Source organism: Paraburkholderia sp., from assembly GCF_028283785.1.
In the GTDB taxonomy this organism is placed as follows: domain Bacteria; phylum Pseudomonadota; class Gammaproteobacteria; order Burkholderiales; family Burkholderiaceae; genus Paraburkholderia.
The window spans coordinates 528,618-551,927 of record NZ_JAPWKB010000019.1; the positions used below are offsets into that span (position 1 = coordinate 528,618).

The window sequence follows — 23,310 nt, forward strand, 5'->3', positions numbered from 1 at the left end:
CGTCGCATCGACTGACGCGCGTGCAATAAAAAAGCGCCGGTGAAAACCGGCGCTTTTTTTTACGGCTGGCGTTGCGCGCGATGTTCCGCGCGCGGCCGCCCGTTATTGCGGCTGCGACGATTGCGGCGCTTGCGGCATCTGCGGCGCTTGCTGAATCTGCGGTGCCGACGACGGAATGTCTGCACCCGGACCGCTGACGCCGCCCGTCGCCATCATCTGGCTCTTCACGCGTTCGCCCAGTTGATAAACCGCGAGCGCATAAAAGAAGCTGCGGTTATAGCGCGTCAGCACGTAGAAGTTTTTCAGGCCCAGCATGTATTCGGTGGCGCGGCCCGGCGTGGGCAGATCGACGACCGCGACCGGCGTGCCGGCCTCCGCTGCTACGTCGACGTTCTGATCGCCCATCAGCATGCCCGCGCGCAGCAGTTGTTCGAGCGGCCAGTGCGGTTCGGGCTGACCGTCGGCGGCGGCCTGCGCGACGCCCAGACTGCCGGTGTCGCTACCAATTTTCCACACCACCGGACGACCCGTCTCCCAACCGTTCAGCTTCAGATAGTTCGCGACGCTGCCGATTGCATCGGCCTGGCTGTTACGCAGATCGATCTGCTTGTTGCCGTCGAAATCCACCGCGTATTGCACGATGCTGCTCGGCAGAAATTGCGGGATACCGATCGCGCCCGTGTACGAACCGAGCACCGTGGTCGGATCGATTTGCGAGTCGCGCGTCCACACCAGATAGTCTTCGAGATTCTTGCGGAACGTGGTCTGACGCTCGGCGCGGTTCTTCGTGTCCGGGTAGTCAAACGTTAGCGTGGTCAGCGCGTCGAGCACACGGAAGTTGCCCATGTAGCGCCCGTAAATCGTCTCGACACCGATGATCCCGACGATCACTTCCGGCGGCACGCCGAACTGCTCGTACGCGCGTTGCAGCGTGGCCTGGTTCGCGCGCCAGAAGCGCACGCCCGCGTTGATGCGAACCTGATCGAGAAAACGCGCCTGATACGACCGCCAGTTCTTCACCGACGGTGTGGCCGACGGCGTGACCAGCTTCACGGCCGTGGTCGAATAGCTGACGCCCGCGAACAGCGTGTGCAATGCGGCGGGATCGAAGTCGTAGCGCGCGGTCATGTCGTTGATGAACGCGTCGACATTCGGGTTGTTCGCGTAGCGCTGCGGAATGATCTCTTCTTCGAAGGTTTGCCCTTGCGGCACTGCGGATTGCGGCTGCGCCTGTGCGAGCAGCATCGGCTTGCGCGAGACCGTTTGCGCCGTCGCCGGCGTGACGGCCGTCAGGGCACAGCATGCGACGGACAGTGCGGCTACCAACGACGTGATGCGTAGCGGGTTGCGTGCTCGGTTTCGTGCGGACTGGGCAAGCTTGACGGTCATAGTGGACGGATTGACTGAAGCGGAAGGAGACAAAGGGAAACGGCGAGAGAGGCGAGACAGTACGGGGCAGTATACCCGACGGTCTTCGGATCAATGGTCAAGAACGGTTGTCCGCGCCGCATCGTCGCGCCTTCTGTAAATGGTGTGGTAACTTGCTGCACAGGAGGCGCGCGACCATTGCACGCCGTGGACGGAGACAGGCGGCGCTTAACAGCCGCGTTGAAAAATACACCTATGGCCACCGGTTTTTATTCCCACGCAGACTGCCTGCTGCACGAGATGGGGCAATGGCATCCCGAATGCCCGGCCCGTTTGCAGGCTATCGACGACCAGATGATCGCGAGCGGGATCGATAGTCTGATCCAGCACGAATCGCCGCCGCTTGCCGACGAAACCGCACTGTTGCGCGTGCACACGCAGGCGCATGTGGACTACATCCGCGATCTCGCGCCCGAAACCGGCTACGCCGCGATCGATCCCGACACGTCGATGAATCCGCACACGTGGCAGGCGTCGTTGCGCGCGGCGGGTGCGGCGATCGCCGCGACCGACGCCGTGATCGAAGGCCGTTACGACAACGCGTTTTGCAGTGTGCGGCCGCCCGGCCATCACGCGGAACCGGCGCGCGCAATGGGCTTCTGCTTCTTCAATAACGTCGGAATCGCCGCCCGTCATGCGCTCGATGTGCATGGCCTGGAGCGCGTCGCGATCATCGATTTCGACGTGCATCACGGCAACGGCACCGAGGCCGCGTTCGCGGGCGACTCGCGGGTGCTGATGTGCAGCTTTTTCCAGCATCCGTTCTATCCGTTCAGCGGCGCGGACCATCAGGCGCCGAACATGTGCAACGTGCCGATGCCGGAGCGCTCGAAAGGCATGGCCGTGCGTGAAGCGGTGGACCTGCTGTGGCTGCCGCGACTCGAAGCGTTCAAGCCGCAGATGCTGTTTATCTCGGCGGGTTTCGACGCGCATCGCGAGGACGATCTCGGCAACATGGGTCTGGTCGAAGACGACTACGTGTGGATGACCGACCAGCTCCGCGACATCGCGAACCGCTATGCACGCGGGCGGATCGTCAGTTGCCTCGAAGGCGGCTACAACCTGTCGGCGCTCGGTCGCAGCGTGGTCGCGCACGTGCGCGCGCTCGCCGGCATCTGACGGATTTCGCGCGCCCGGTCGGGCGCGTGCTGAACGGCACGTTTCAGACTGCGTGCGTCGCGTGCGTCGTGATCCACTGAACCAGCTCGCCGATCACGCGATCCCGGTCGAGATCGTTCATCGTTTCGTGATAACTGGCCGCGTGCAACGCCAGCGTCTTGTCCGGCGAGCCCGCGTATGTCGCGAATTCGCGGCTGCCGTCGGGCTCGGTGAGTTTGTCGTCGGTGCCGTGAAAGACGAGAAGCGGTACGCGCAACGCGTCGCGTCCGTGCTCGATCCGTTTCATCGCCAGCAGCAGTTCGGCGCCGGTGCGCGCCGGAACCGGACCGTGATGCACGAGCGGATCGTCGAGATTCGCTTTCACGACAGCCGGAATCCGCGACAGCAGCGACGCATCGATTTTCATCGCCGGAAATCCCGGCCAGATCCGGCTGATCAACTGGCTCAGCGCGAGCATCCAGCGCGGTACGTCGCGACCCGGCACGAGCGCGGGACTCGACAGGATCAGCCCCGACAGCGCGCGTCCGCGCACCCGTCCACCCGCGCCAAGCCGTTCGATCGCGTAAAGCGCGGCAATCGCGCCGCCCATGCTGTGACCCATCAGAAACAACGGCGCGTCGCTGTGCGATGCGTCTTCGAGCAACGCGGCCGTGTCGTGCAGATAGTCGTCGAAGCGCTGGATGCGTGCGCGTTTGCCGGGCGCGTCGCCGTGGCCGCGCAGATCGATCGCGACCAGTTCGACGCCGGCCGCATTCAGGCGCGCGGCGAGCGCGGCGTAGCGGCCGGCATGTTCGGCGAGACCGTGTACCAGTGCGACGGTGGCGATGCGAGGCGCTTTCGCCGGCCAGCGGTAGAGCGGCAGTTCGATGCGGTCGCGGGTCGTCACCGTCGAGCGTTCGGGTTGGCCGTGTTGCGACGATGCGCCCGTTTGCGCGAGATGCTGCGCGGCAGGTTGGGCCGGTCGGTCCGCTGGATCGTGCCAGGTCGTCTCCATTGCTATCCTTTTGTTGTGCAGGTGTGCGGCGATGCCCGCACGATGATAGACGCCGCGCCATGACAGGCGACCTGTCATCGGTTAAGCAAAGTGGATGCTTGTCTCTAATTCGATTGGGTTATGAAAAGATCGGAATTGATTATTAAAGGGAATGACGACGCTGCGGTAGAATCGCGTCTCAAATCCAACACAGGTAACGGCGGCCGCCTGTCGGGAGCGCACAACGCTCGCTGGCACGTTCCGCCGTTTCGTTTTTCATGATCGAACTACGCAATATTTCCCAGCGTTTCGCAGGGCCCCGGGGCTGGGTCGAGGCGCTGCATTCCGTCAATCTGACGATCCCCGCGGGCGAAGTGTTCGGCATTATCGGCCGAAGCGGCGCGGGCAAAAGCACGCTGGTGCGCACCATCAATCTGCTGACCCGGCCGAGCGAAGGCAATATCGTCGTCAACGGCCGCGATCTGACCACGCTGCCCGCCGCGCAACTGCGCGAAGCGCGGCGCGAGATCGGCATGATCTTTCAGCACTTCAACCTGCTGTCGTCGCGCACGGTCTACGAGAACGTCGCGCTGCCGCTCGAACTGGCCGGCATGAAGAAGGCCGAGATCGAGGCGACGGTGCTGCCGTTGCTCGATCTGGTCGGCCTGTCGGCACAGAAGGATCGCTATCCGGCGCAGATCAGCGGCGGCCAGAAACAGCGCGTCGGCATCGCACGCGCGCTGGCGAGCAAGCCGAAAGTGTTGCTGTCCGACGAGGCGACGTCCGCGCTCGACCCCGAAACCACCCGCGCGATCCTCGATCTGCTGAAGAAGATCAATCGCGAGCTGGGCCTGACCATCGTGCTGATCACGCACCAGATGGACGTGATCAAGCAGGTTTGCGATCGCGTCGCGGTGCTGGACGCGGGGCGCGTCGTCGAGCAGGGCAAGGTCATCGACGTGTTCCTGCAACCGCATCACGAAGTCACGCGCGCGTTGATCGGCGATGTGATCGCGCAGGAATTGCCGCCGGCGATGAAAGCGCGTGTCGCCGAGCGCCTGAAGAACGGCCGTGGCCATCTGCTGCGTCTCGCGTTCACCGGTTCCGGCGTCGATCAGCCGATCCTCTCCGAAACGATTCGTCGCTACGAACTCGACTTCAATATCCTGCACGGCCAGATCGACGAGATCCAGGGGCAGGCGTTCGGCTCGCTCGCGGTGCTCGCGGGCGGTCAGCCGTTGAAGGTGTCGCAGGCAATCACGTATCTGCGCGAACAGGGTGTGGTGGTGGAGGAGCTGTCGTATGTTGAGTGAAATGCTGGATATGTTCGTGCAGTCGTTCTGGGAAACGCTCGTGATGGTGGGCATCTCGGGCGTCGTAGGCGCGCTGGTGGGCTTGCCGCTGGGCGTGCTGCTGTATCTGACCGATCGCAACGGCGTGCTGCAGAACGTCGCGCTGAACCGTGCGATGGGCGTCGTCATCAACGCGGTGCGTTCCACGCCGTTCATTATTTTGCTGGTCGCGGTGATCCCGTTCACGCGGGTCATCGTCGGATCGTCGATCGGTACGGCGGCGGCCGTCGTGCCGCTGACCATCGCGGCTGCGCCGTTTATCGCGCGCCTCGTCGAAACCGCGTTGCGCGAAGTGGACCGCGGGCTGATCGAAGCCGCGCAGGCAATGGGCGCGACGACCCGCCAGATCGTGTTCAAGGTGCTGTTGCCGGAATCGTGGCCGGGCGTGGTCGCGGGCCTGACGATTACCTTCGTATCGCTGGTCGGTTATTCGGCGATGGCGGGCGCGATCGGCGGCGGCGGCCTCGGCGATCTCGGTATTCGCTACGGCTATCAGCGCTACGAACCGGAAGTCATGTGGACGGTCGTGTTGATCCTGATCGTCTTCGTGCAGCTGGTGCAGTCGTTTGGAGATTGGCTGGTGCGACGTCTGAGCCACAAATAATCGGGCGCGTCCGGCTACACCTATAAGCGCGGGTCGTCGAACCCGCCGCAACAATCGGAAAAGAGGTCAGTCAATGCAACGTCGTTTCGTACTCAAGCTTGCCGCGGCATTCAGCGCCGCTGCGTTGTTCGCCACCGGCGCTCACGCGGAAGACACCATCAAGGTCGGCGTCACCGGCGGTCCGCACGCGCAGATCATGGAAGTCGTGAAAACCGTCGCGGCGAAGAACGGGCTGAATATCAAGATCGTCGAATTCTCCGATTACGTGCAGCCGAATGCGGCGCTGGCGGGCGGCGATCTCGATGCGAACAGCTATCAGCACGACCCGTACTTGCAGGCGCAGGTCAAGGATCGCGGCTACAAGCTGATCCGTATTGCGGATACCGTCACGTATCCGATGGGCATCTACTCGAAGAAGATCAAGTCGCTGGCCGAACTGAAGCCGGGCGCGCGTATCGCCGTGCCTAACGATCCGACCAACGGCGGCCGCGGTTTGCTGCTGCTGCAAAAGCAAGGTTTGATCAAGCTGCGCGCGGACGCGGGCCTGAAGGCGACGCCGCTCGACATCATCGAGAACCCGAAAAAGCTGAAGATCGTCGAACTCGACGCAGCGCAGATTCCGCGTTCGCTCGACGACGTCGATGCCGCCGCGATCAACACGAATTTCGCGATGCAGGCCGGCCTGAAGCCGCGCCAGGACGCGATCGCGATCGAAGATCCGAAAAGTCCGTACGTGAACATCATTGCGATCCGCGAAGCCGATCGCAACAAGCCGTGGGTCGCGAAACTGGTCGCGGCCTATCATTCGCCGGAAGTGAAGCAGTACGTGGACAGCACGTTCGGCGGCGCGGTCATCACCGCGTGGTAATGCGCGTAGCGCAGAAAAATCCGCGTGACGTCAGGTGTTGATGCAGGACAACGAGGCGGCGCGTCTCGAATTAGAGTCGTCTGTCGGGACCCGGGGTTGTCCCCCGGGTTTTTTCGCGACTAAAATAGAACGATCGTTCGTTATCGCTGTCATTGCTGCATGTATCTCAATGCCGTCACGCTGCCGGGAAGCGCATCGAGCGCGGTCCCGGCGCAATCGACCCGCGGCGCGGCGGCCCGCAAGGGGCTATCGCTATAATGTCCGCTGGGTTGACGTATTCGTAACTTTGGAGCGTGTGCATGAAAATCCTGGTGCCAGTCAAGAGAGTGGTCGATTACAACGTGAAGGTCCGCGTCAAGTCGGACGGCACGGGCGTCGACATTGCCAATGTGAAGATGTCGATGAATCCGTTCGATGAAATCGCCGTTGAAGAAGCGGTGCGATTGCGCGAAGCGGGCGTGGCGACCGAAGTGATCGCCGTGTCCGCCGGTGTGACGCAATCGCAGGAAACGCTGCGTACAGCGCTCGCGATCGGCGCGGATCGCGCGATCCTGATCGAGTCGAACGAAGACCTGCAGCCGCTGGCGGTCGCGAAGCTGCTCAAGGCGCTCGTGGACAAGGAACAACCGTCGCTGATCATCCTCGGCAAGCAGGCCATCGACGACGATTCGAACCAGACCGGCCAGATGCTGGCCGCATTGGCAAACCTGCCGCAAGCAACGTTCGCATCGAAAGTGACGGTTGCCGACGGCAAGGCGACCGTGTCGCGCGAAGTGGACGGTGGCGCGGAAACGCTGTCGCTGACGCTGCCCGCAGTCATCACGACCGATCTGCGCCTGAACGAGCCGCGCTACGTGACGCTGCCGAACATCATGAAGGCGAAGAAAAAGCCGCTCGAAATCGTCAAGCCGGAAGACCTGGGCGTGGATGTCGCGCCGCGTCTGAAGACGCTGAAAGTGGTCGAGCCGGCGAAGCGTTCGGCCGGTGTGAAGGTGGCTGACGTGAAGACGCTGGTCGAGAAGCTGAAGACCGAAGCCAAGGTGCTGTAAGGAGACCGGTGAAATGACGATTCTGGTAATTGCGGAACACGATAACGCGTCGGTGAAAGCCGCGACGTTGAATACGGTTGCGGCTGCAGCCAAGGTTGGCGGCGACGTGCACGTGCTGGTCGCAGGTCACAACGCACAGGCCGCGGCAGATGCGGCAGCGAAAATCGCAGGCGTGTCGAAAGTATTGCTGGCCGATGCGCCACAACTCGCGGCTGGCCTCGCGGAAAACGTCGAAGCGACCGTGCTGAATATCGCGAAGGATTATTCGCACATCTTCGCGCCGGCAACCGCATACGGTAAAAACATCGCGCCGCGTATCGCCGCGAAGCTCGACGTCGCGCAGATCAGCGACATCACCGCCGTGGACAGCGCCGACACGTTCGAGCGTCCGATCTACGCGGGCAATGCGATTGCAACGGTTCAATCGAGCGATCCGATCAAGGTCATCACGGTTCGCGCGACGGGTTTCGATCCGGTTGCAGCCGAAGGCGGCAGCGCCGCAGTCGAGAAGATCGAAGCCGCAGCGGACGCAGGCATTTCCGCGTTCGTCAGCCGTGAAATCACGAAGCTCGATCGTCCGGAACTGACGTCGGCATCGATCATCGTGTCGGGCGGTCGTGGTCTGGGCAGCGGCGAGAACTACACGAAGGTGCTCGAACCGCTGGCCGACAAGCTGAACGCAGCGCTCGGCGCATCGCGTGCAGCGGTGGACGCGGGTTACGTGCCGAACGACTATCAGGTCGGCCAGACCGGCAAGATCGTCGCGCCGCAGTTGTATATCGCGGTCGGCATTTCGGGTGCAATCCAGCATCTGGCCGGGATGAAAGACTCGAAGGTGATCGTCGCGATCAACAAGGACCCGGAAGCGCCGATTTTCAGCGTCGCCGATTACGGTCTGGTCGGCGATCTGTTCACGGTAGTGCCTGAACTGGTCGGCGAACTGGGTTAACACCCGGTCGATCGACGCCACGCCCCGCAAGGGGCGTGAAGCAGTAAACGAAGGGGTGCAAGGAACCTGTTCCGGCGCCCCTTTTTTATACGCAGACAGGAGGAGATAAGACATGAGCTATACGGCGCCCATCAAGGACATGCTGTTCGTGATGAAAGAACTGGCTGCCCTCGACGACATCGCGGCTTTGCCCGGTTTCGAAGACGCCAACCTCGACACGGCGCAGGCCGTGCTCGACGAAGCCGCGAAGCTGTGCGGCGAAGTGCTGGCGCCGTTGAACATCGAAGGCGACCGCAATCCGAGCGCGTGGAAAGACGGCGTCGTCACCGCAACGCCCGGTTTCGCCGACGCGTTCCGTCAATTCTCCGAAGGCGGCTGGCAAGGCGTCCAGCATCCTGTCGACTACGAAGGCCAAGGTTTGCCGAAGCTGATCGGCACGCCGTGCGTCGAAATGCTCAACGCGTCGAACCTGTCGTTCGCGTTGTGTCCGCTTCTGACCGACGGCGCTATCGAAGCGTTGCTCACGGCCGGCACCGAAGCGCAGAAACAACAATTCGTGCCGAAGCTGATCTCCGGCGAATGGACCGGCACGATGAACCTGACCGAGCCGCAGGCCGGTTCCGATCTCGCGCTGGTACGCAGCCGCGCGGAGCCGCAAGGCGACGGCTCGTTCAAGGTGTTCGGCACGAAAATCTTCATTACGTGGGGCGAACACGATATGGCGAAGAACATCGTCCATCTCGTGCTGGCGCGCACGCCGAGCGCGCCGGAAGGCGTGAAGGGCATTTCGCTGTTTATCGTGCCCAAGTTCCTGATCAACGAAGACGGTTCGCTGGGTGAGCGCAACGACGTGCATTGCGTGTCGATCGAACACAAGCTCGGTATCAAGGCGAGCCCGACGGCTGTTCTGCAATTCGGCGATCACGGCGGCGCGAAGGGCTTCCTGATCGGCGAAGAGAATCGCGGTCTCGAATACATGTTCATCATGATGAACGCCGCGCGGTTCGCGGTCGGCATGCAGGGCATCGGCGTGTCGGATCGTGCGTATCAGAAAGCGGTCGCGTATGCGAAGGATCGCGTGCAGAGCCGCCCGGTCGATGGATCAGCGAAGCAGTCGGTGGCGATCATTCATCATCCGGACGTGCGACGCATGCTGTCGACGATGCGCGCATTGACGGAAGCATCACGCGCGCTGGCGTATGTCGCCGCGTCGCATTGCGACATCGCACATCGTCACGCCGACGAAGCGACGCGCGCCGACCATCAGGCAATCTACGAATTCCTCGTGCCGATCGTGAAGGGCTGGAGCACCGAGCTTTCCATCGACGTCACGAGCCTCGGTGTGCAGGTTCACGGCGGGATGGGCTTTATCGAAGAAACCGGCGCGGCGCAGTACTACCGCGACGCCCGCATCCTGCCTATTTACGAAGGCACGACCGCAATCCAGGCAAACGATCTGATCGGTCGCAAGACCGTGCGCGATGGCGGCGCGGTCGCGAAGAAGTTGCTGGCGGACGTGGCGCAAACGGTCGAGGCGCTCGGTGGCAAAGAGGGCGCAGCCTTCGGTTCGATGAAGAAGCAACTCGCGGCGGCGCACGACGCGCTGGCGTCGGTGGTGGATTTCGTCGTCGAGAATACCCGGCGCGATCCGAACGCGGTATTCGCGGGCAGCGTGCCGTATCTGAAGCTCGCGGGCATCGTGCTCGGCGGCTGGCAGATGGCGCGCGCGTTGCTGATCGCGACGGACAAGCGTGACGAAGATCCGTCGTTCTACGGCGCGAAGATCGCCACCGCGCAGTTCTACGCGGACCACGTGCTGTCGCAGGCGAGCGGGCTGGCTGCGTCGGCGGTCAGCGCGAAGAGCGGTGAAGGTGTGCTGGCGTTGTCGGAAGATCAGTTCTGATTTCGACTCGACCACCGGATGTGAAAAACGGCGCCTTAAGCGCCGTTTTTATTTGCTGCGTGTGACGTGAAGACGCGTGCGGATTACGCGTAAGCGGGCTTGTGTGCGCCGCCCGTTTCGCCGAGATAACGATGCACCGACAGATCGTCGGCCTTGATGGCGGGTTGCTTGCCGGAGATCAGGTCGGCGAGCAGTTGACCCGAACCGCACGACATCGTCCAGCCGAGCGTGCCGTGTCCGGTGTTCAGGAACAGGTTCGGCAGCGGCGTGCGACCGACGATCGGCGTGCCGTCCGGCGTCATCGGGCGCAGACCGGTCCAGAACGTGGCTTTCGACGTATCGCCGCCGCCCGGGAACAGGTCGTTCACGCACATTTCCAGGGTTTCGCGACGCGCCTGGTTCAGCGATTTGTCGAAGCCCGCGATTTCCGCCATGCCGCCGACGCGAATCCGGTCGTCGAAACGGGTGATCGCGATCTTGTAGGTTTCGTCGAGCACGGTCGAAACCGGCGCCGCCGCCGCATCGACGATCGGCGCGGTAATCGAATAACCCTTCAGCGGATACACCGGAATCTTGACGATGCCCGACAGGAAACGGGTCGAATACGAACCCAGCGCAACGACGAATGCATCGGCACGGATCAGTTCCGGGCCGCACTGCACGCCCGCGATCCGGCCGCCTGCTTGCGCCAGCGCGTCGATCGGCGTGTTGTAGCGGAACGTGACGCCCAGTTCCTCGGCCATCGCGGCGAGACGCGTGGTGAACATCTGGCAATCGCCGGTTTCGTCGCCCGGCAGACGCAGACCGCCCGTCAGCTTGTGCGATACGGCCGCCAGCGCCGGTTCTGCGCGCGCCAGTTCCGCCGGCGACAGCAGTTCGTACGGCACGTTCGCGTCCTTCAGCACCGCGATGTCTTTCGCCGCGCCTTCGAGTTGCTTGTCGGTGCGGAACAGTTGCAGCGTGCCGCCGGTGCGGCCTTCGTACTGGATGCCGGTGTCCGCGCGCAGCGCTTGCAGGCAATCGCGGCTGTATTCGGCCAGACGCACCATGCGGCCCTTGTTCACCGCATAACGCGACGACGTGCAGTTTTGCAGCATCTGATACATCCACCGCAACTGGAATTGCGTGCCGTCGAGCTTGATCGCGAGCGGCGCATGTTTCTGGAACAGCCATTTGACGGCTTTCAGCGGCACGCCCGGCGCGGCCCACGGCGCGGCGTAACCCGGCGAGATCTGCCCGGCATTGGCGAAGCTGGTTTCGAGCGCCGGACCGGCCTCGCGATCGATCACGGTGACTTCGTGTCCCGCCCGCGCAAGATAAAAGGCGCTCGTTACCCCGACGACGCCACTGCCCAAAACGACGACTCGCATAGCTGCTCCAGATCCGGAAAAGGTTTCAGGGCTGCGGGCGCCTGCCTCGCGCGTCGATCTTTTGCAGATCGCTCGATTCAGGAGGTGTTTGGCGGTCAGCCCAGTGTTAACCGCTATACTATTAACAGCGATGTAGGTTTTGTTAATCTTTTTCCATGATTTTCAGTGTGAAACACCATGCGAACAACCCGTGCGCCGGTTCGTGCCCTCGATAAGCTCGATCACAAGATTCTGAAGCTGCTGCAGCAGGACGGCCGTATGGCGATGAAAGACCTGGCGGAGCAGGTCGGACTGTCCGTCACGCCTTGCATCGAGCGGGTGAAACGAATGGAGCGCGACGGTGTTATCACCGGCTACCACGCCCGCGTGAACCCGGCGGAGCTGGGCGCGGCGCTGCTGGTATTCGTCGAAATTACGCTCGATCACAAAAGCGGCAATATGTTCGACCAGTTCCGACGCGAGGTTCAGAAGATTCCCGAGGTGCTCGAATGTCATCTCGTTTCGGGCGATTTCGACTATCTGATCAAGGCGCGGATTGGCGAAATGGCGGACTACCGAAAGCTGCTCGGTGACATTCTTTTGCAACTGCCCGGCGCGGTTCAGTCGAAAAGCTACGTAGTGATGGAAGAAATCAAGGAAACGCTGACCATTGCGGTTGGGGACTGATCGGGCGGCGGTCGGCATGCGAAATTAGCCGAATGACCTACTCGACAAAAGGCGCAAACCCTGTATATTTATACAGTGTTTGCGCCTTTATTCGTTCTGTGCCGTGACTGATTTCGACCGTGACTTCCCGGATGTGCCGGAGTTTCCTATTGCGCCGCCAGCGCCCCGAAAAGGGCGCGGGGCGGTGACGAACGTGCAGGGCCGTTACGAGCTCGACCAGCGCGAGTCCGTCGACGACGGTTGGCTCGTGCCGGGGCAGGTGCCGGAAGAGGCGCCTGCGCTGCGTACCGAGGTGTTCGAGGAAAGGGCCAAGACCATCCTGACGCGAAATGCGTCGCCGGACATTTCGTTCGGCGTGTCGTTGAATCCGTATCGGGGTTGCGAGCATGGCTGTATTTATTGCTTCGCGCGGCCCACGCATAGCTATCTCGGCTTGTCGCCGGGGCTGGATTTTGAGAGCCGCATTTACGCGAAGATCAATGCGCCGGAATTGCTCGAACACGAGTTGTCGAAGAAGTCTTACGTGCCGGAGCCGATTGCGCTGGGCGTGAATACGGATGCGTGGCAACCCGTGGAGCGCGATCTGCGGCTGACGCGACGCGTGATCGAAGTATTGAGCGAGCGAAATCACCCGTTTGCGGCCATTACCAAGTCATCGTTGATCGAACGCGATCTGGATTTGCTGGCGCCGATGGCGGCGCGCGGTCAGGTCATGGCCGCGATCACCATCACGACGCTCGACGCCGACATCGCCCGCACGCTCGAGCCGCGCGCGGCCACGCCGTCACGGCGTCTGCGCACCATCCGCGCGCTGAGCGAAGCGGGCGTGCCGGTCGGCGTCAGTATTGCGCCGGTGATTCCGTTCGTCACCGAGCCGGATATCGAGCGTGTGCTCGAAGCTTGCGCCGATGCAGGCGCGACAAGCGCGAGCTATATCGTGCTGCGCTTGCCTTGGGAAGTCGCGCCGCTGTTCAAGGACTGGCTGGCCGCACACTTCCCGGATCGGGCCGAGCGCGTAATGAACCGTGTGCGCGATATGCGCGGCGGCAAGGATTACGACTCGAATTTCGCTACGCGAATGAAGGGTGATGGGTTGTGGGCCGATCTTCTCAAACAGCGTTTCCAGCAAGCGGTCCGGCGTTTGGGGTTGAACGAGCGGCAGCGCGGCATTCTGGATATGTCGCAATTCAAGGCCAAACCGCCGCCAGCGCCACCGGTCAGCCCGCAGCTGAAGCTGTTTTAGGACGGCACGCGGCGTGATGCGGGTGGGATGTGGACGTTATTGTGAAAGCGCTTTCGCCGCTTCGACTTGCGACTCGAAGTATGTCTGGAACGACAACGCGAGACCCGTCATCAGCAAAAACGCGCCGATCAACAGCGAGAAGATCACGACGAAAATCACGGTCCAGCCGGATCGGCTGGTGCGTCCGGTGTCGGCGTTGAATTGCGCGTCCCATTTTTCATCGGGACGCAGACCGTAGACGATGGCCGCGAGGAATGCCGCCAGCAACGAGATCGCGCCGGGCATCACCAGAACCCATCCGGCGATCGACGCGCGTTCGGTGGCGATCAGAAGCAAAACGCCCGGAATGCCGATCAGCGTGCCGACGATATGCGCCCAGCCGAATACATCACGTGGGCCGTGCAGATAGAAACGGTGCGCGCCGAGGCTGCCGAAGAAGAACGCGAGTGCTGCGGTAATCGTTTTTGACCTGAATCGAACGGAAGACAGCGCGTGACTGGACATGTGGGCAAGTAGCGAGTTGACGGCGGTCGAAGGGATGGTTCGTGGCGCATTGAACCGTCGCGCATTTTACGCCCGGCGTCGACGCTGAGGCATGGTGTGGGCGGATGCCCGGGATTGGTTTTGCGGGTGCGGTTGAGGTTGCGGACGGGTTGGGGCTCGGCCCATGTCACCCGTCACGGCGCTGTATAGGTGACGCGATAAATCGCGCCCGCGTAGTCGTCGCTGATCAGCAGGGAGCCGTCGGGCATGGGCAGGACGTCGGCGGGGCGGCCCCAGACGCTTTGGTCCGGCATCAACCAGCCTTCGGCGAATACATCTTGTTGTGCGCCGCTGCCGTCCGGGTTCACGGTGATCCGCACCACGCGATAGCCGCTTTTTTTGCTGCGATTCCACGAGCCGTGTTCGGCGATAAAAATGCTGTCGCGGTAGGTGGGCGGGAACATCGCGCCGGTGTAAAAGCGCATGCCGAGTGCGGCGACGTGCGCGCCGAGCTTTGCAACCGGCGGCGTGAACGCGCTGCATGGATGGTTCTTGCCGTATTCCGGGTCCGGGACGTTGCCCGCGTGACAAAACGGATAGCCGAAATCCATCCCGGGTTTCGACGCACGGTTGAGTTCGTCGTCGGGGACGTCATCGCCCAGCAGATCGCGGCCGTTGTCGGTGAACCACAGTTCGTGCGTCGTCGGATGCCACGCAAAACCCACGGTATTGCGGATGCCGCGCGCGATGGTTTCGTACTGGCTGCCGTCGGCGTTCATCCGGCCGAGCATCGCGTAGCGATCGCGGTCGGGCAGGCAGATGTTGCACGGCGCACCTTGCGGTACATAAAGTTTGCCGTCCGGCCCGAACGCGATGAATTTCCAGCCGTGATGCGTTTCGGTCGGCAACGAGCCGTTGATGGTGACAGGCTTGGGCGGATCGTTCAGGTGCGTATCGATAGCGTCGAAGCGTATGATCTTCGACGCCGCGGAAACATAGAGCGCACCGTCGCGCCAGGCCACGCCGGCCGGCATTTCCAGGCCGGACGCAATCACGTGACGCGCGATGACGCGGTTATCGCGCAGTTCGAGCGCGTAGACATGGCCGTCGGTGCTGCCTATATACAAGATGCCTTTCGGTGAAAGCGCCATTTCGCGGGCGCTCGGCACCGCGTCGGACAATACGTCGATCCGGAAACCCGGCGGCAACTTGATCCGGTCGACCGGCAACGCGGCCAGCACGGGCGCCGACAATATGAATAGCAGCAGCGCGCAGCAACGCTGGACGCGCCAGTTATGAATGAAGTGCAAGCGCCAAACAGCCGGTACAAAAGACGTCTTTTTCACGGGCTTCCCATCCGGTTATTCCGCCGCTCGACCGCGGCGGGCTTGCCCCGTCTGGACGGGCGGGGCGGCGCGGTTGATCAGTTTATCCCGGTAAGTGTTTGTTATGGCTTCAGTTTCGGGCTATAATCGCGTGTTTCAGTGGTTCCGAACCCCGGTTTTCAAGGATTCTAGTATGGTCATCATCCGCTTGGCTCGTGGCGGCTCCAAGAAGCGCCCGTTCTACAACATCGTCGCAACTGATTCGCGTAGCCGCCGTGACGGCCGCTTCATCGAGCGCGTCGGCTTCTACAACCCGGTCGCTACGAAGGGTGAATCGCTGCGTATCGCTCAAGACCGTCTGACGTATTGGCAAGGCGTTGGCGCACAACTGTCGCCGACCGTCGAGCGTCTGGTCAAGGAAGCGCAAAAGGCGCAACCGGCTGCTTAATGCCAGTTCGCATGCGCATCGTGAGTGGCTCGCGCGTCATGGGCGAGAAGTCCGATGCGCGAGTTGTACAGAAGCATAGCTTCGACGTTTGCCGTGAGGTTGCCTGATGTCTACGCGTGATTCCGATAGTTCCGATCGCGCCAAGGCGTCAAACGAGGCAGCCGGTACCGCGCGAACGGCGGGGCAACCCTCGTTCGGCGTGTTTGCTCGCAAACCGGCCGCGCGCGCTTCCGCGAAAGCGGAAACCGGCAGCGACTCACGCGACGCCGGCGAAATGCGGGCAGAAACCGAACAGAGTTGGCCGGACGATGCCGTCGAAGTCGGCGCTATAGTCGATGCCTACGGCCTCAAAGGCTGGGTCAAGGTCATCGCGCACGCCGATGCCGGCAGCGGCGGCGACGCATTGCTGACGGCAAAGCGGTGGTGGCTGGTCAAAGGCCACGAGCGCAAATCCACACCTGCATTGCAGGCGAAGATCCATAGCGACACCGTGGTTGCCCGTCTGGGCGGCATCGCCGATCGCGATGCGGCATATGCGATGCGTGGTCATCGAATCTACATCTGCCGCAGCGAATTTCCGGCGCTCCAGTCCGATGAATTCTATTGGGTCGACCTGCTCGGCCTGAATGTCGTCAATGAAGTCGGGGTCGAACTCGGCAAAGTTGCGGACATGATCGACAACGGTGCGCATTCGGTGATGCGTATCGAGTACCCGGACGCCGGTAAAGACGGTAAGCCGGTCACCGGCGAACGCTTGATCCCGTTCGTCGGCGTCTATGTCAAAACAGTGGATCAGGCGGCGAAGCAGATCATCGTCGACTGGGAAGCTGATTATTAAATGATTCGCTGACTGGAGAGAGCGATGCAGTTCGATATCGTCACGCTCTTTCCCGAGATGTTTCGCGCGCTGACCGACTGGGGCATTACCAGTCGCGCCGTGAAGCAGGCGCGCTACGGTTTGCGGACGTGGAATCCCCGTGATTTCACCACCGACAACTACCGGACAATCGACGATCGTCCATACGGCGGTGGCCCAGGCATGGTCATGCTGGCCAAACCGCTGGAAAGCGCAATCGACGCAGCAAAAGCAGCGCAGGCGGAGCAGGGCATTGCAGGTTCACGTGTGGTGATGATGTCGCCGCAAGGTAAGACGCTGAACCACGAACGCGTGATGCGCTTCGCCGAAGAACCCGGTTTGATCCTGTTGTGCGGCCGTTACGAAGCAATCGATCAACGTCTGCTCGACAAAGTCGTCGACGAAGAAGTCAGTCTCGGCGACTTCGTGCTGTCCGGTGGCGAATTGCCGGCAATGGCGTTGATGGACGCCGTCGTGCGTCAGTTGCCCGGCGTGCTGAACGACTCGCAGTCGGCGGTACAAGACAGTTTTGTCGATGTTCTGCTCGATTGTCCGCACTACACGCGTCCCGAAGAATACGACGGCGTGCGCGTACCGGACGTGCTGCTTGGCGGTCACCACAAGGAAATCGAAGCGTGGCGTCGTCGTGAAGCATTGCGCAATACGTGGCACAAGCGCCCCGATCTGATCGAGCGCGCCAGAAAGAACAAGATGTTGAGTCGTGCCGACGAGGCATGGCTCGCAAGTCTCGCGAAAGAAGCGTCGAAGGCGTAAGCCCCCGGCATTCCTGGCGGACATAGGCGGTGTCGCACATGCGTGTACGGCGCCAGATGTGAACCCATCCTCTATCGGGGCCGTCGCCGCGCACCAGGGCAACCTGAGCAAGGCAGGTACGAACGCCGACAAGATGGCACTAGGAGTCAGTTATGAATCTGATTGCAAAGCTTGAGCAGGAAGAAATCGCCCGCGCATTGGGCGAAAAGACCATCCCCGAATTCGCTCCCGGCGATACGGTGATCGTTAGCGTGAACGTGGTCGAAGGTACGCGTAAGCGTGTCCAGGCTTACGAAGGCGTCGTTATCGCCAAGCGTAACCGTGGCCTCAACTCGGCATTCATCGTCCGTAAGATTTCGTCGGGCGAAGGCGTCGAGCGTACGTTCCAAACGTACTCGCCGTTGCTGGCAAGCATCGTCGTCAAGCGTCGTGGTGACGTTCGTCGTGCGAAGCTGTACTACCTGCGTGACCGTTCGGGCAAGTCGGCCCGGATCAAGGAAAAGCTGGTCTCGAAAGACCGCGCTGCTTCCCAGGCGTAAGAGCTGTAAGAAAAAGCACCCCTTGTGGGTGCTTTTTTGTTTGCCAGGTCAGAATAGCGGTTAGCCCATGTAGGCCGGTTCTGGCCTGGCAACATAATCGCTGGAGTCCCGTTGACCCGTCCCGTCTTTGAGCCCGAATCCCTGCCTGTCGAATCGACGGGCGCCGATCTGCCGGCCGTCAGTGCCGGACGCCTCACGCCCGATGGTTTGCGCGCGCGTTTCGACCAGCGCCTGCCGTGGACGCCGGAAGCTGTCGAAGTGCGCTGGCGTACCGATGTCGATCCACGCGTCGCGGCCGTGCTCGTCGGGTTGGTGGTGCGTGAGGGCGGCTTGACCGTCCTGCTCACGCAGCGCGCCGATCATCTGAACGACCACGCCGGCCAGGTGAGTTTCCCCGGCGGCCGTCACGAACCTTTCGATGCCGACGCCACCGCTACCGCGTTGCGCGAAGCCCAGGAAGAAGTCGGTCTCGATCCGTCGCGAGTCGAAGTGCTGGGGGCGTTGCCCGACTATCTGACCGGCACGGGTTTTCGGGTCACGCCCGTCGTTGGCCTCGTTCATCCGCCGTTCACGCTCGAAGCCGATTCGCTCGAAGTCGCAGAAGTGTTCGAAGTACCGCTGTCGTTTCTGATGGATCCGGCGCACCACGAAGTGCGCGTGTTCCGTTGGGAAGGCGGCGAGCGGCGCTTCTTCGCGATGCCGTATCCGCGCGAACGCGCCCAGCGCGACGTGCCGCACGGCGCGTCGCACGATCTCGGCAGCGACTATTTCATCTGGGGCGCGACAGCCGGCATGCTGCGCAACGTCTACCGCTTTCTGGCGGCGTAAGCGCCCCCAGAAAGCGGCGCAGAAAACACCGACCCGCTCGTCAGGAAAGCCTGACCACGCGCAAGCGCACACTGACGTCCCCACGGCGCGACGGCTGATGCGCCATGCACCACACTCGCTCAGCGCCATCCGGCCCTGTGCTATCGTTATAAAACAATCGTAAAACTCGAAAAGCACGGCGCAACGCATGACTTTTTTCTCCGTATTGCTGGCCCTGATCATTGAACAGTTACGCGCGCTGTCACCCGGCAACCCGGTGTCGGCGCTGCTTCAGTACCACGCGGAATCGGCGGCGCACGGGTTCGACGCCGGCAAGCAGAAGCATGGCGTGCTCGCATGGCTCGCGGTCGTGTTGCCGTGGACGCTCGCCGTCGGCCTCGTCTATTACGTGCTGTACCGGATCAGTTTCGTGCTGGCGTTCATGTGGAACGTCGTGATCGTGTATTTCACGCTCGGTTTCCGGCAGTTCAGCCACTATTTCACTGACATCCATCTCGCGCTCAACAACGACGACGTGCCGCGCGCGCGCGAAATTCTCAACGAATGGACCGGCCTCGATACCGTCGACATGCCGGTAAGCGAAATCGTCCGGCATACTCTGATTCACGCGGTGGTGGCGTCGCATCGGCACGTGTTCGGCGTGTTCTTCTGGTTTCTGGTGCCGGTCGGTCCGGCGGGCGCGGTGCTGTACCGGATCGCCGAATATCTCGCACGCACATGGTCGCAGCCGGCCGTCGACCGTACGCCCGCGTTCTCCACGTTCGCGCAGAAGGCCTTTTTCGTGATCGACTGGGTGCCGGCGCGTTTGACGTCGCTGGGTTTCGCGATCGTCGGTAATTTCGAAGATGCGATTTACGCGTGGCGCAATCACGCGCGTCAATGGCCGAACGCGAACGACGGCGTGTTGCTCGCCGCCGGCAGCGGCGCGCTGGGTGCGCGCCTCGCCGGTCCGCTGGCCGAGCCGTTGAGCATCGATGCGCTGGCCACCGGCGACGGCGGCCCGATGCCGGTCGGCGACGACTGCACGCCGCGCGCATTGCAATCGGCGGTGGGGCTGGTGTGGCGCGCAGTGATCCTGTGGATGATTCTGCTGCTGATGCTGACCATCGCCGTATGGCTGGCGTGATGCCACGCATCCCTACGCGTCGTCGCGCGATGAAATAAAAAAAGGCCGGTTCAGAATGAACCGGCCTTTTTCGTTGAGCGCGCCCAACACAAGACTATTTCTACGCCCGATCCAGCACCGCTCGTGCGACTAGCCGTCCAGCGGATCGCGCGGCGTACCGCATTGCCAGCACACGGTGAACTGCGCCTCCAGCGATTCCCCGCATTGCCCACATCGCCACGCTGGGGCATCGGCGGCAGGGCCTTGCCGGGCCGCGTCGATCAGGCGACGCGCCAGTATTTCGTCACGTTCGTCCGCGAGCCACAGTTCGGGCGCGCATTGATCCGCGGGGATGTCGCCGAGCGCACCGTTCAGATAGCGGTTGTGCATCTCGCATTGCACGCCCGCTGCCGCCAGCACGTTGATCCAGTGCTGACCGGTGACGAGATTCGGTGCGAGCATCAGTTTCATCATGGCGATGGACGGCGGGAGCGCGACGGCGCGTTCAGCGCACGATCTGGCTGGCTTCGTGCACGAGTTGCGCGTACAGCGTGTGCCGTTCGCGCCTGATCCGGCCATCGTCGATCGCTTCGAGAATCGCGCAACCGGGTTCGTGCAAATGATGGCAGTTGTAGAACTTGCAGTTCGGCAGCAACGGCCGGAACTCCGGGAACGCGCGTTCCAGGCGCCCTTCGGTCAGATGATGCAGGCCGAATTCCTGGAAGCCCGGCGAATCGATCAACGCGCCGCCTTTGCCGTGTGCATCGTCGGGAAGCGGGTAGAGACGCGTGAACGTCGTCGTATGCCGGCCGCTGTTGAGCGCGGTCGAAATCTCGCGGGTTGCGACATCCGCGTCGGGAATCAGCAGGTTGACCAGCGTGGACTTGCCCATCCCCGACTGTCCGAGCAGCAAGGTTGCGTGACCGTGCAGATGCTCGGAGAGAATCGCGCGCGCCGCGTCGGGCTGCATCTTGATCGACACTTCGAGCACCGGATAACCGAGCGCGCGATACCGTTCGAGCCGCTTTTGCGCGCCCGGCACAGCGGCCTCGACGTCGATCTTGTTCAGCACGATCAACGGCTTCAGTTCGTTCGCTTCGGCCGCGACCAGCGCGCGCCCCAGCAGGTCTTCGCTGAAATGCGGTTCGGTGGCGAGCACGATCAGCAATTGATCGAGATTCGCCGCGAACAGCTTCGACTTGTATTGATCCGAGCGATAGAGCAGGTTGCGACGCTCGCCGATCTCGACGATCACGCCCTGATCCGCGGATGTCGGCTCGTAGGTGACCCGATCGCCGACTGCGACTTCGCTGCGCTTGCCGCGCGGAAAGCATTGCAGCGGCGTGCTGCCGTCGTCCGGTGCGACCAGATAGTGGCGGCCGTGCGCAGCCACGACGACGCCTTGAATGCGCGTGCTCGAGACCTGGCGCGCCGCCGCGCCTTTCTTCGGAGGACGGCTCGTCATGCGTGCCGCAACAGACGGTCGATCCGCTGCGACGCCGGCGGATGCGAGTAATAGAACGCGGTGTAAAGCGGATCGGGCGTCAAGGTGGATGCGTTGTCTTCGTATAGTTTGACCAGCGCGTTGACGAGGTCTTGCGCGTCGGTTTGGGTTGCCGCGAACGCGTCGGCTTCGAACTCGTGCTTGCGCGAGCTGAGGCTGCCGAGCGGCGTCACGAAGAACAGGAACACCGGCAACGCGAGGAAGAACAGGATCAGCGCGAGACCGCTATTGCCGCCTGTCAGCGATGGCCGCACACCCAACCCTTCGTAGAACCACACGCATTGCGTGAGCCAGCCGAGCAGCGCCAGCATCACGAGGCTGATGCCGAACGTGACGATCATCCGCTTGATCACGTGACGGCGCTTGAAGTGGCCGAGTTCGTGCGCGAGCACGGCTTCGATCTCGTTGCCGGACAGACGCGCGAGCAGCGTGTCGAAGAACACGATCCGCTTGGCTGCGCCGAAACCGGTAAAATACGCGTTGCCGTGCGCGGAGCGGCGGCTGCCGTCCATCACGAACAAGCCTTTCGCCGCGAAGCCGCAGCGCTTCATCAGCGCCTCGATGCGGCTTTTCAGCGCCTCGTCCTTCAGCGGTTCGAACTTGTTGAACAGCGGCGCGATAAACGTCGGGTAGAGGATCAGCACCAGCATCTGGAACGCGACCCACACGACCCATGTCCACAGCCACCACAGGCTGCCCGCCTGATTCATCAGCCACAGCACGACGAACAGCAGCGGCAGGCCGAACGCGGCGCCGAGCAGCGTGCCCTTGAGGCGATCGGCGAAGAAGATGCCTTTGCTCATCCGGTTGAAGCCGAAGCGCTGTTCGATGCCGAACTGGCGGTAGTAGTCGAACGGCAGATCGACCGCGCTGGTGATGGCGATCACGACCGCGATCAGCGCGATCTGGCCGATATAGCCGCGCCCGAGCGCGCCGGAAACGGCGAGGTCGAGCGCCTGGACGCCGCCGAGCAGCGTCAGGCCGATCAGCACCGCCGCGCTGACGACCACTTCGAGCATGGTCAGGCGTGTGCGTTCGACGGTGTAATCCGCCGCGCGCTGATGCGCGGACAGCGCGACCGTGCCGGCGAATTGCCGCGGCACCTGATCGCGGTGTGCGGCGACGAAGCGGACTTGCCGCGACGCGAGCCAGAGTTTCGTGCCGACCATCGCGATGACGGCGACGGCAAACAGAATGGTGAGGGACAGAGTGGGCATCCGGGGAATCCGTGGTATCTATGCGAGAATTATATGTTTCTTCCCGCCGCAAGGCGGGACCGTGCCTAATTTCAAAGCTGCCTTCTAAGTTTCCTTCATGACCGACATCCTCGACACCGCCGACCAGCCTGCACTCGTTCGCAGCGACATGAACCTGATCTGGCTGGACATGGAAATGACCGGGCTCGAGCCCGATAGCGACCGCATCATCGAGATTGCGGTGGTGGTGACGAATTCAACACTCGACAAGCTGATCGAAGGGCCGGTTCTGGCCATTCATCAAAGCGACGAAACGCTCGCGAAGATGGATCAATGGAATCAGAACACGCATGGCCGTTCGGGACTGATCGATCGCGTGAAGGCGTCGACCGTCAGCGAGGCGGACGCGACCGCGCAGATCCGCGAATTTCTCGGCCAGTACGTGCCGCCGGGCAAGTCGCCGATGTGCGGCAATTCGATCTGCCAGGACCGCCGTTTCATGGCACGCTGGATGCCGGAACTGGAGCAGTTTTTCCACTACCGGAATCTCGACGTGAGCACGCTGAAGGAATTGTGCCGCCGCTGGCAACCGGCAATCTACAAGGGTTTCCAGAAGCGCGCGATGCATACGGCGCTTGCCGACATTCATGAATCGATCGACGAACTCAAGTACTACCGCGAGCATTTCCTGATCCCGGCCGCGAGCCAGCCGGTTTCGGAATAAGTTC

The 23,310-nt window shown here is 62.3% G+C and carries 24 protein-coding genes; 16 read left to right on the forward strand and 8 right to left on the reverse strand.

What is annotated here, in order from left to right:
* Positions 1–102: 102 nt before the first annotated feature.
* Positions 103–1,389, reverse strand: coding sequence for a lytic murein transglycosylase B (gene mltB / locus PW947_RS24655; RefSeq protein WP_299635016.1), 1,287 nt, complete (start codon positions 1,387–1,389; stop codon positions 103–105).
* Positions 1,390–1,623: 234 nt separating this feature from the next.
* Here mltB and PW947_RS24660 point away from each other — a divergent pair, with 234 nt between their 5' ends.
* On the forward strand, positions 1,624–2,547 hold the full coding sequence (locus tag PW947_RS24660) for a histone deacetylase family protein (protein ID WP_299635017.1): 924 nt from the start codon (positions 1,624–1,626) through the stop codon (positions 2,545–2,547).
* Between the two features lie 43 nt (positions 2,548–2,590).
* On the opposite strand, the gene PW947_RS24665 is transcribed toward PW947_RS24660, so the two are convergent.
* Positions 2,591–3,541, reverse strand: a complete 951-nt coding sequence (locus tag PW947_RS24665) for an alpha/beta hydrolase (RefSeq protein WP_299635018.1) — start codon at positions 3,539–3,541, stop codon at positions 2,591–2,593.
* A 257-nt stretch (positions 3,542–3,798) separates the two neighbouring features.
* Here PW947_RS24665 and PW947_RS24670 point away from each other — a divergent pair, with 257 nt between their 5' ends.
* From PW947_RS24670 to PW947_RS24695, 6 genes are all read left to right on the forward strand, one after another.
* Positions 3,799–4,833, forward strand: coding sequence for a methionine ABC transporter ATP-binding protein (locus tag PW947_RS24670; RefSeq protein ID WP_299635019.1), 1,035 nt, complete (start codon positions 3,799–3,801; stop codon positions 4,831–4,833).
* The gene (locus tag PW947_RS24675) at positions 4,823–5,476 is read left to right on the forward strand and encodes a methionine ABC transporter permease (protein ID WP_299635020.1); all 654 of its coding nucleotides are present in this window, start codon (positions 4,823–4,825) and stop codon (positions 5,474–5,476) included. Before PW947_RS24670 ends, PW947_RS24675 begins: the two co-directional genes overlap by 11 nt.
* Positions 5,477–5,549: 73 nt before the next feature.
* The gene (locus PW947_RS24680) at positions 5,550–6,344 is read left to right on the forward strand and encodes a MetQ/NlpA family ABC transporter substrate-binding protein (protein ID WP_299635021.1); all 795 of its coding nucleotides are present in this window, start codon (positions 5,550–5,552) and stop codon (positions 6,342–6,344) included.
* Between the two features lie 299 nt (positions 6,345–6,643).
* Positions 6,644–7,393, forward strand: a complete 750-nt coding sequence (locus tag PW947_RS24685) for an electron transfer flavoprotein subunit beta/FixA family protein (RefSeq protein ID WP_299635022.1) — start codon at positions 6,644–6,646, stop codon at positions 7,391–7,393.
* A gap of 13 nt (positions 7,394–7,406) precedes the next feature.
* The gene (locus PW947_RS24690) at positions 7,407–8,342 is read left to right on the forward strand and encodes an FAD-binding protein (RefSeq protein ID WP_299635023.1); all 936 of its coding nucleotides are present in this window, start codon (positions 7,407–7,409) and stop codon (positions 8,340–8,342) included.
* Positions 8,343–8,454: 112 nt separating this feature from the next.
* Positions 8,455–10,245, forward strand: coding sequence for an acyl-CoA dehydrogenase (locus tag PW947_RS24695; protein ID WP_299635024.1), 1,791 nt, complete (start codon positions 8,455–8,457; stop codon positions 10,243–10,245).
* A gap of 83 nt (positions 10,246–10,328) precedes the next feature.
* Here the strand turns inward: PW947_RS24695 and PW947_RS24700 are convergent, their stop codons facing one another.
* The gene (locus tag PW947_RS24700) at positions 10,329–11,615 is read right to left on the reverse strand and encodes a D-amino acid dehydrogenase (protein WP_299635025.1); all 1,287 of its coding nucleotides are present in this window, start codon (positions 11,613–11,615) and stop codon (positions 10,329–10,331) included.
* 177 nt (positions 11,616–11,792) lie between these two features.
* Between PW947_RS24700 and PW947_RS24705 the strand changes: the two genes are divergently transcribed.
* Together PW947_RS24705 and PW947_RS24710 are read left to right on the forward strand one after the other, a co-directional pair.
* Positions 11,793–12,281 (forward strand): Lrp/AsnC ligand binding domain-containing protein, encoded by a 489-nt coding sequence (locus PW947_RS24705; protein WP_299635026.1) that lies wholly within the window; start codon positions 11,793–11,795, stop codon positions 12,279–12,281.
* Between the two features lie 103 nt (positions 12,282–12,384).
* A complete protein-coding gene (locus PW947_RS24710; RefSeq protein WP_299635027.1) occupies positions 12,385–13,524 on the forward strand; it encodes a PA0069 family radical SAM protein in 1,140 nt (379 codons plus the stop codon).
* A gap of 36 nt (positions 13,525–13,560) precedes the next feature.
* Here the strand turns inward: PW947_RS24710 and PW947_RS24715 are convergent, their stop codons facing one another.
* The gene (locus PW947_RS24715; protein ID WP_299635028.1) at positions 13,561–14,028 is read right to left on the reverse strand and encodes an NINE protein; all 468 of its coding nucleotides are present in this window, start codon (positions 14,026–14,028) and stop codon (positions 13,561–13,563) included.
* 173 nt (positions 14,029–14,201) lie between these two features.
* Positions 14,202–15,275, reverse strand: coding sequence for a sorbosone dehydrogenase family protein (locus PW947_RS24720; RefSeq protein WP_366146148.1), 1,074 nt, complete (start codon positions 15,273–15,275; stop codon positions 14,202–14,204).
* Positions 15,276–15,525: 250 nt separating this feature from the next.
* On the opposite strand from PW947_RS24720, the gene rpsP reads away from it, so the two are divergent.
* The 6 genes from rpsP to PW947_RS24750 all read left to right on the forward strand — a co-directional run bounded on the left by rpsP (position 15,526) and on the right by PW947_RS24750 (position 19,903).
* The gene (gene rpsP, locus PW947_RS24725; RefSeq protein ID WP_013090118.1) at positions 15,526–15,780 is read left to right on the forward strand and encodes a 30S ribosomal protein S16; all 255 of its coding nucleotides are present in this window, start codon (positions 15,526–15,528) and stop codon (positions 15,778–15,780) included.
* Between the two features lie 106 nt (positions 15,781–15,886).
* Positions 15,887–16,618 (forward strand): ribosome maturation factor RimM, encoded by a 732-nt coding sequence (gene rimM, locus PW947_RS24730; RefSeq protein WP_299635029.1) that lies wholly within the window; start codon positions 15,887–15,889, stop codon positions 16,616–16,618.
* 24 nt (positions 16,619–16,642) lie between these two features.
* Entirely contained in the window at positions 16,643–17,410 is a 768-nt protein-coding gene (trmD, locus tag PW947_RS24735; protein ID WP_299635030.1) for a tRNA (guanosine(37)-N1)-methyltransferase TrmD, read from the forward strand.
* A gap of 152 nt (positions 17,411–17,562) precedes the next feature.
* Complete coding sequence (gene rplS, locus PW947_RS24740; protein WP_299635031.1) at positions 17,563–17,949, forward strand: 50S ribosomal protein L19; 387 nt, start codon at positions 17,563–17,565, stop codon at positions 17,947–17,949.
* Between the two features lie 111 nt (positions 17,950–18,060).
* Positions 18,061–18,777, forward strand: coding sequence for a CoA pyrophosphatase (locus tag PW947_RS24745; protein ID WP_299635032.1), 717 nt, complete (start codon positions 18,061–18,063; stop codon positions 18,775–18,777).
* Between the two features lie 187 nt (positions 18,778–18,964).
* Entirely contained in the window at positions 18,965–19,903 is a 939-nt protein-coding gene (locus PW947_RS24750; RefSeq protein ID WP_299635033.1) for a CobD/CbiB family protein, read from the forward strand.
* Positions 19,904–20,032: 129 nt separating this feature from the next.
* Here PW947_RS24750 and PW947_RS24755 read toward each other — a convergent pair whose 3' ends face one another.
* Genes PW947_RS24755 through PW947_RS24765 form a run of 3 tightly spaced genes read right to left on the reverse strand, consistent with a single transcriptional unit; the run spans position 20,033 to position 22,603 of the window.
* A complete protein-coding gene (locus PW947_RS24755; RefSeq protein WP_299635992.1) occupies positions 20,033–20,353 on the reverse strand; it encodes a DUF2007 domain-containing protein in 321 nt (106 codons plus the stop codon).
* A gap of 34 nt (positions 20,354–20,387) precedes the next feature.
* Positions 20,388–21,347, reverse strand: a complete 960-nt coding sequence (gene rsgA, locus PW947_RS24760) for a ribosome small subunit-dependent GTPase A (RefSeq protein WP_299635034.1) — start codon at positions 21,345–21,347, stop codon at positions 20,388–20,390.
* Positions 21,344–22,603 carry a M48 family metallopeptidase gene (locus PW947_RS24765; RefSeq protein WP_299635035.1) on the reverse strand — a complete coding sequence of 420 codons (1,260 nt, stop codon included), beginning with the start codon at positions 22,601–22,603 and terminating at the stop codon, positions 21,344–21,346. The genes rsgA and PW947_RS24765 overlap by 4 nt, the downstream gene beginning before the upstream one ends.
* A 97-nt stretch (positions 22,604–22,700) precedes the next feature.
* Here PW947_RS24765 and orn point away from each other — a divergent pair, with 97 nt between their 5' ends.
* Positions 22,701–23,306 (forward strand): oligoribonuclease, encoded by a 606-nt coding sequence (orn, locus tag PW947_RS24770; protein ID WP_299635036.1) that lies wholly within the window; start codon positions 22,701–22,703, stop codon positions 23,304–23,306.
* Positions 23,307–23,310: the final 4 nt, after the last annotated feature.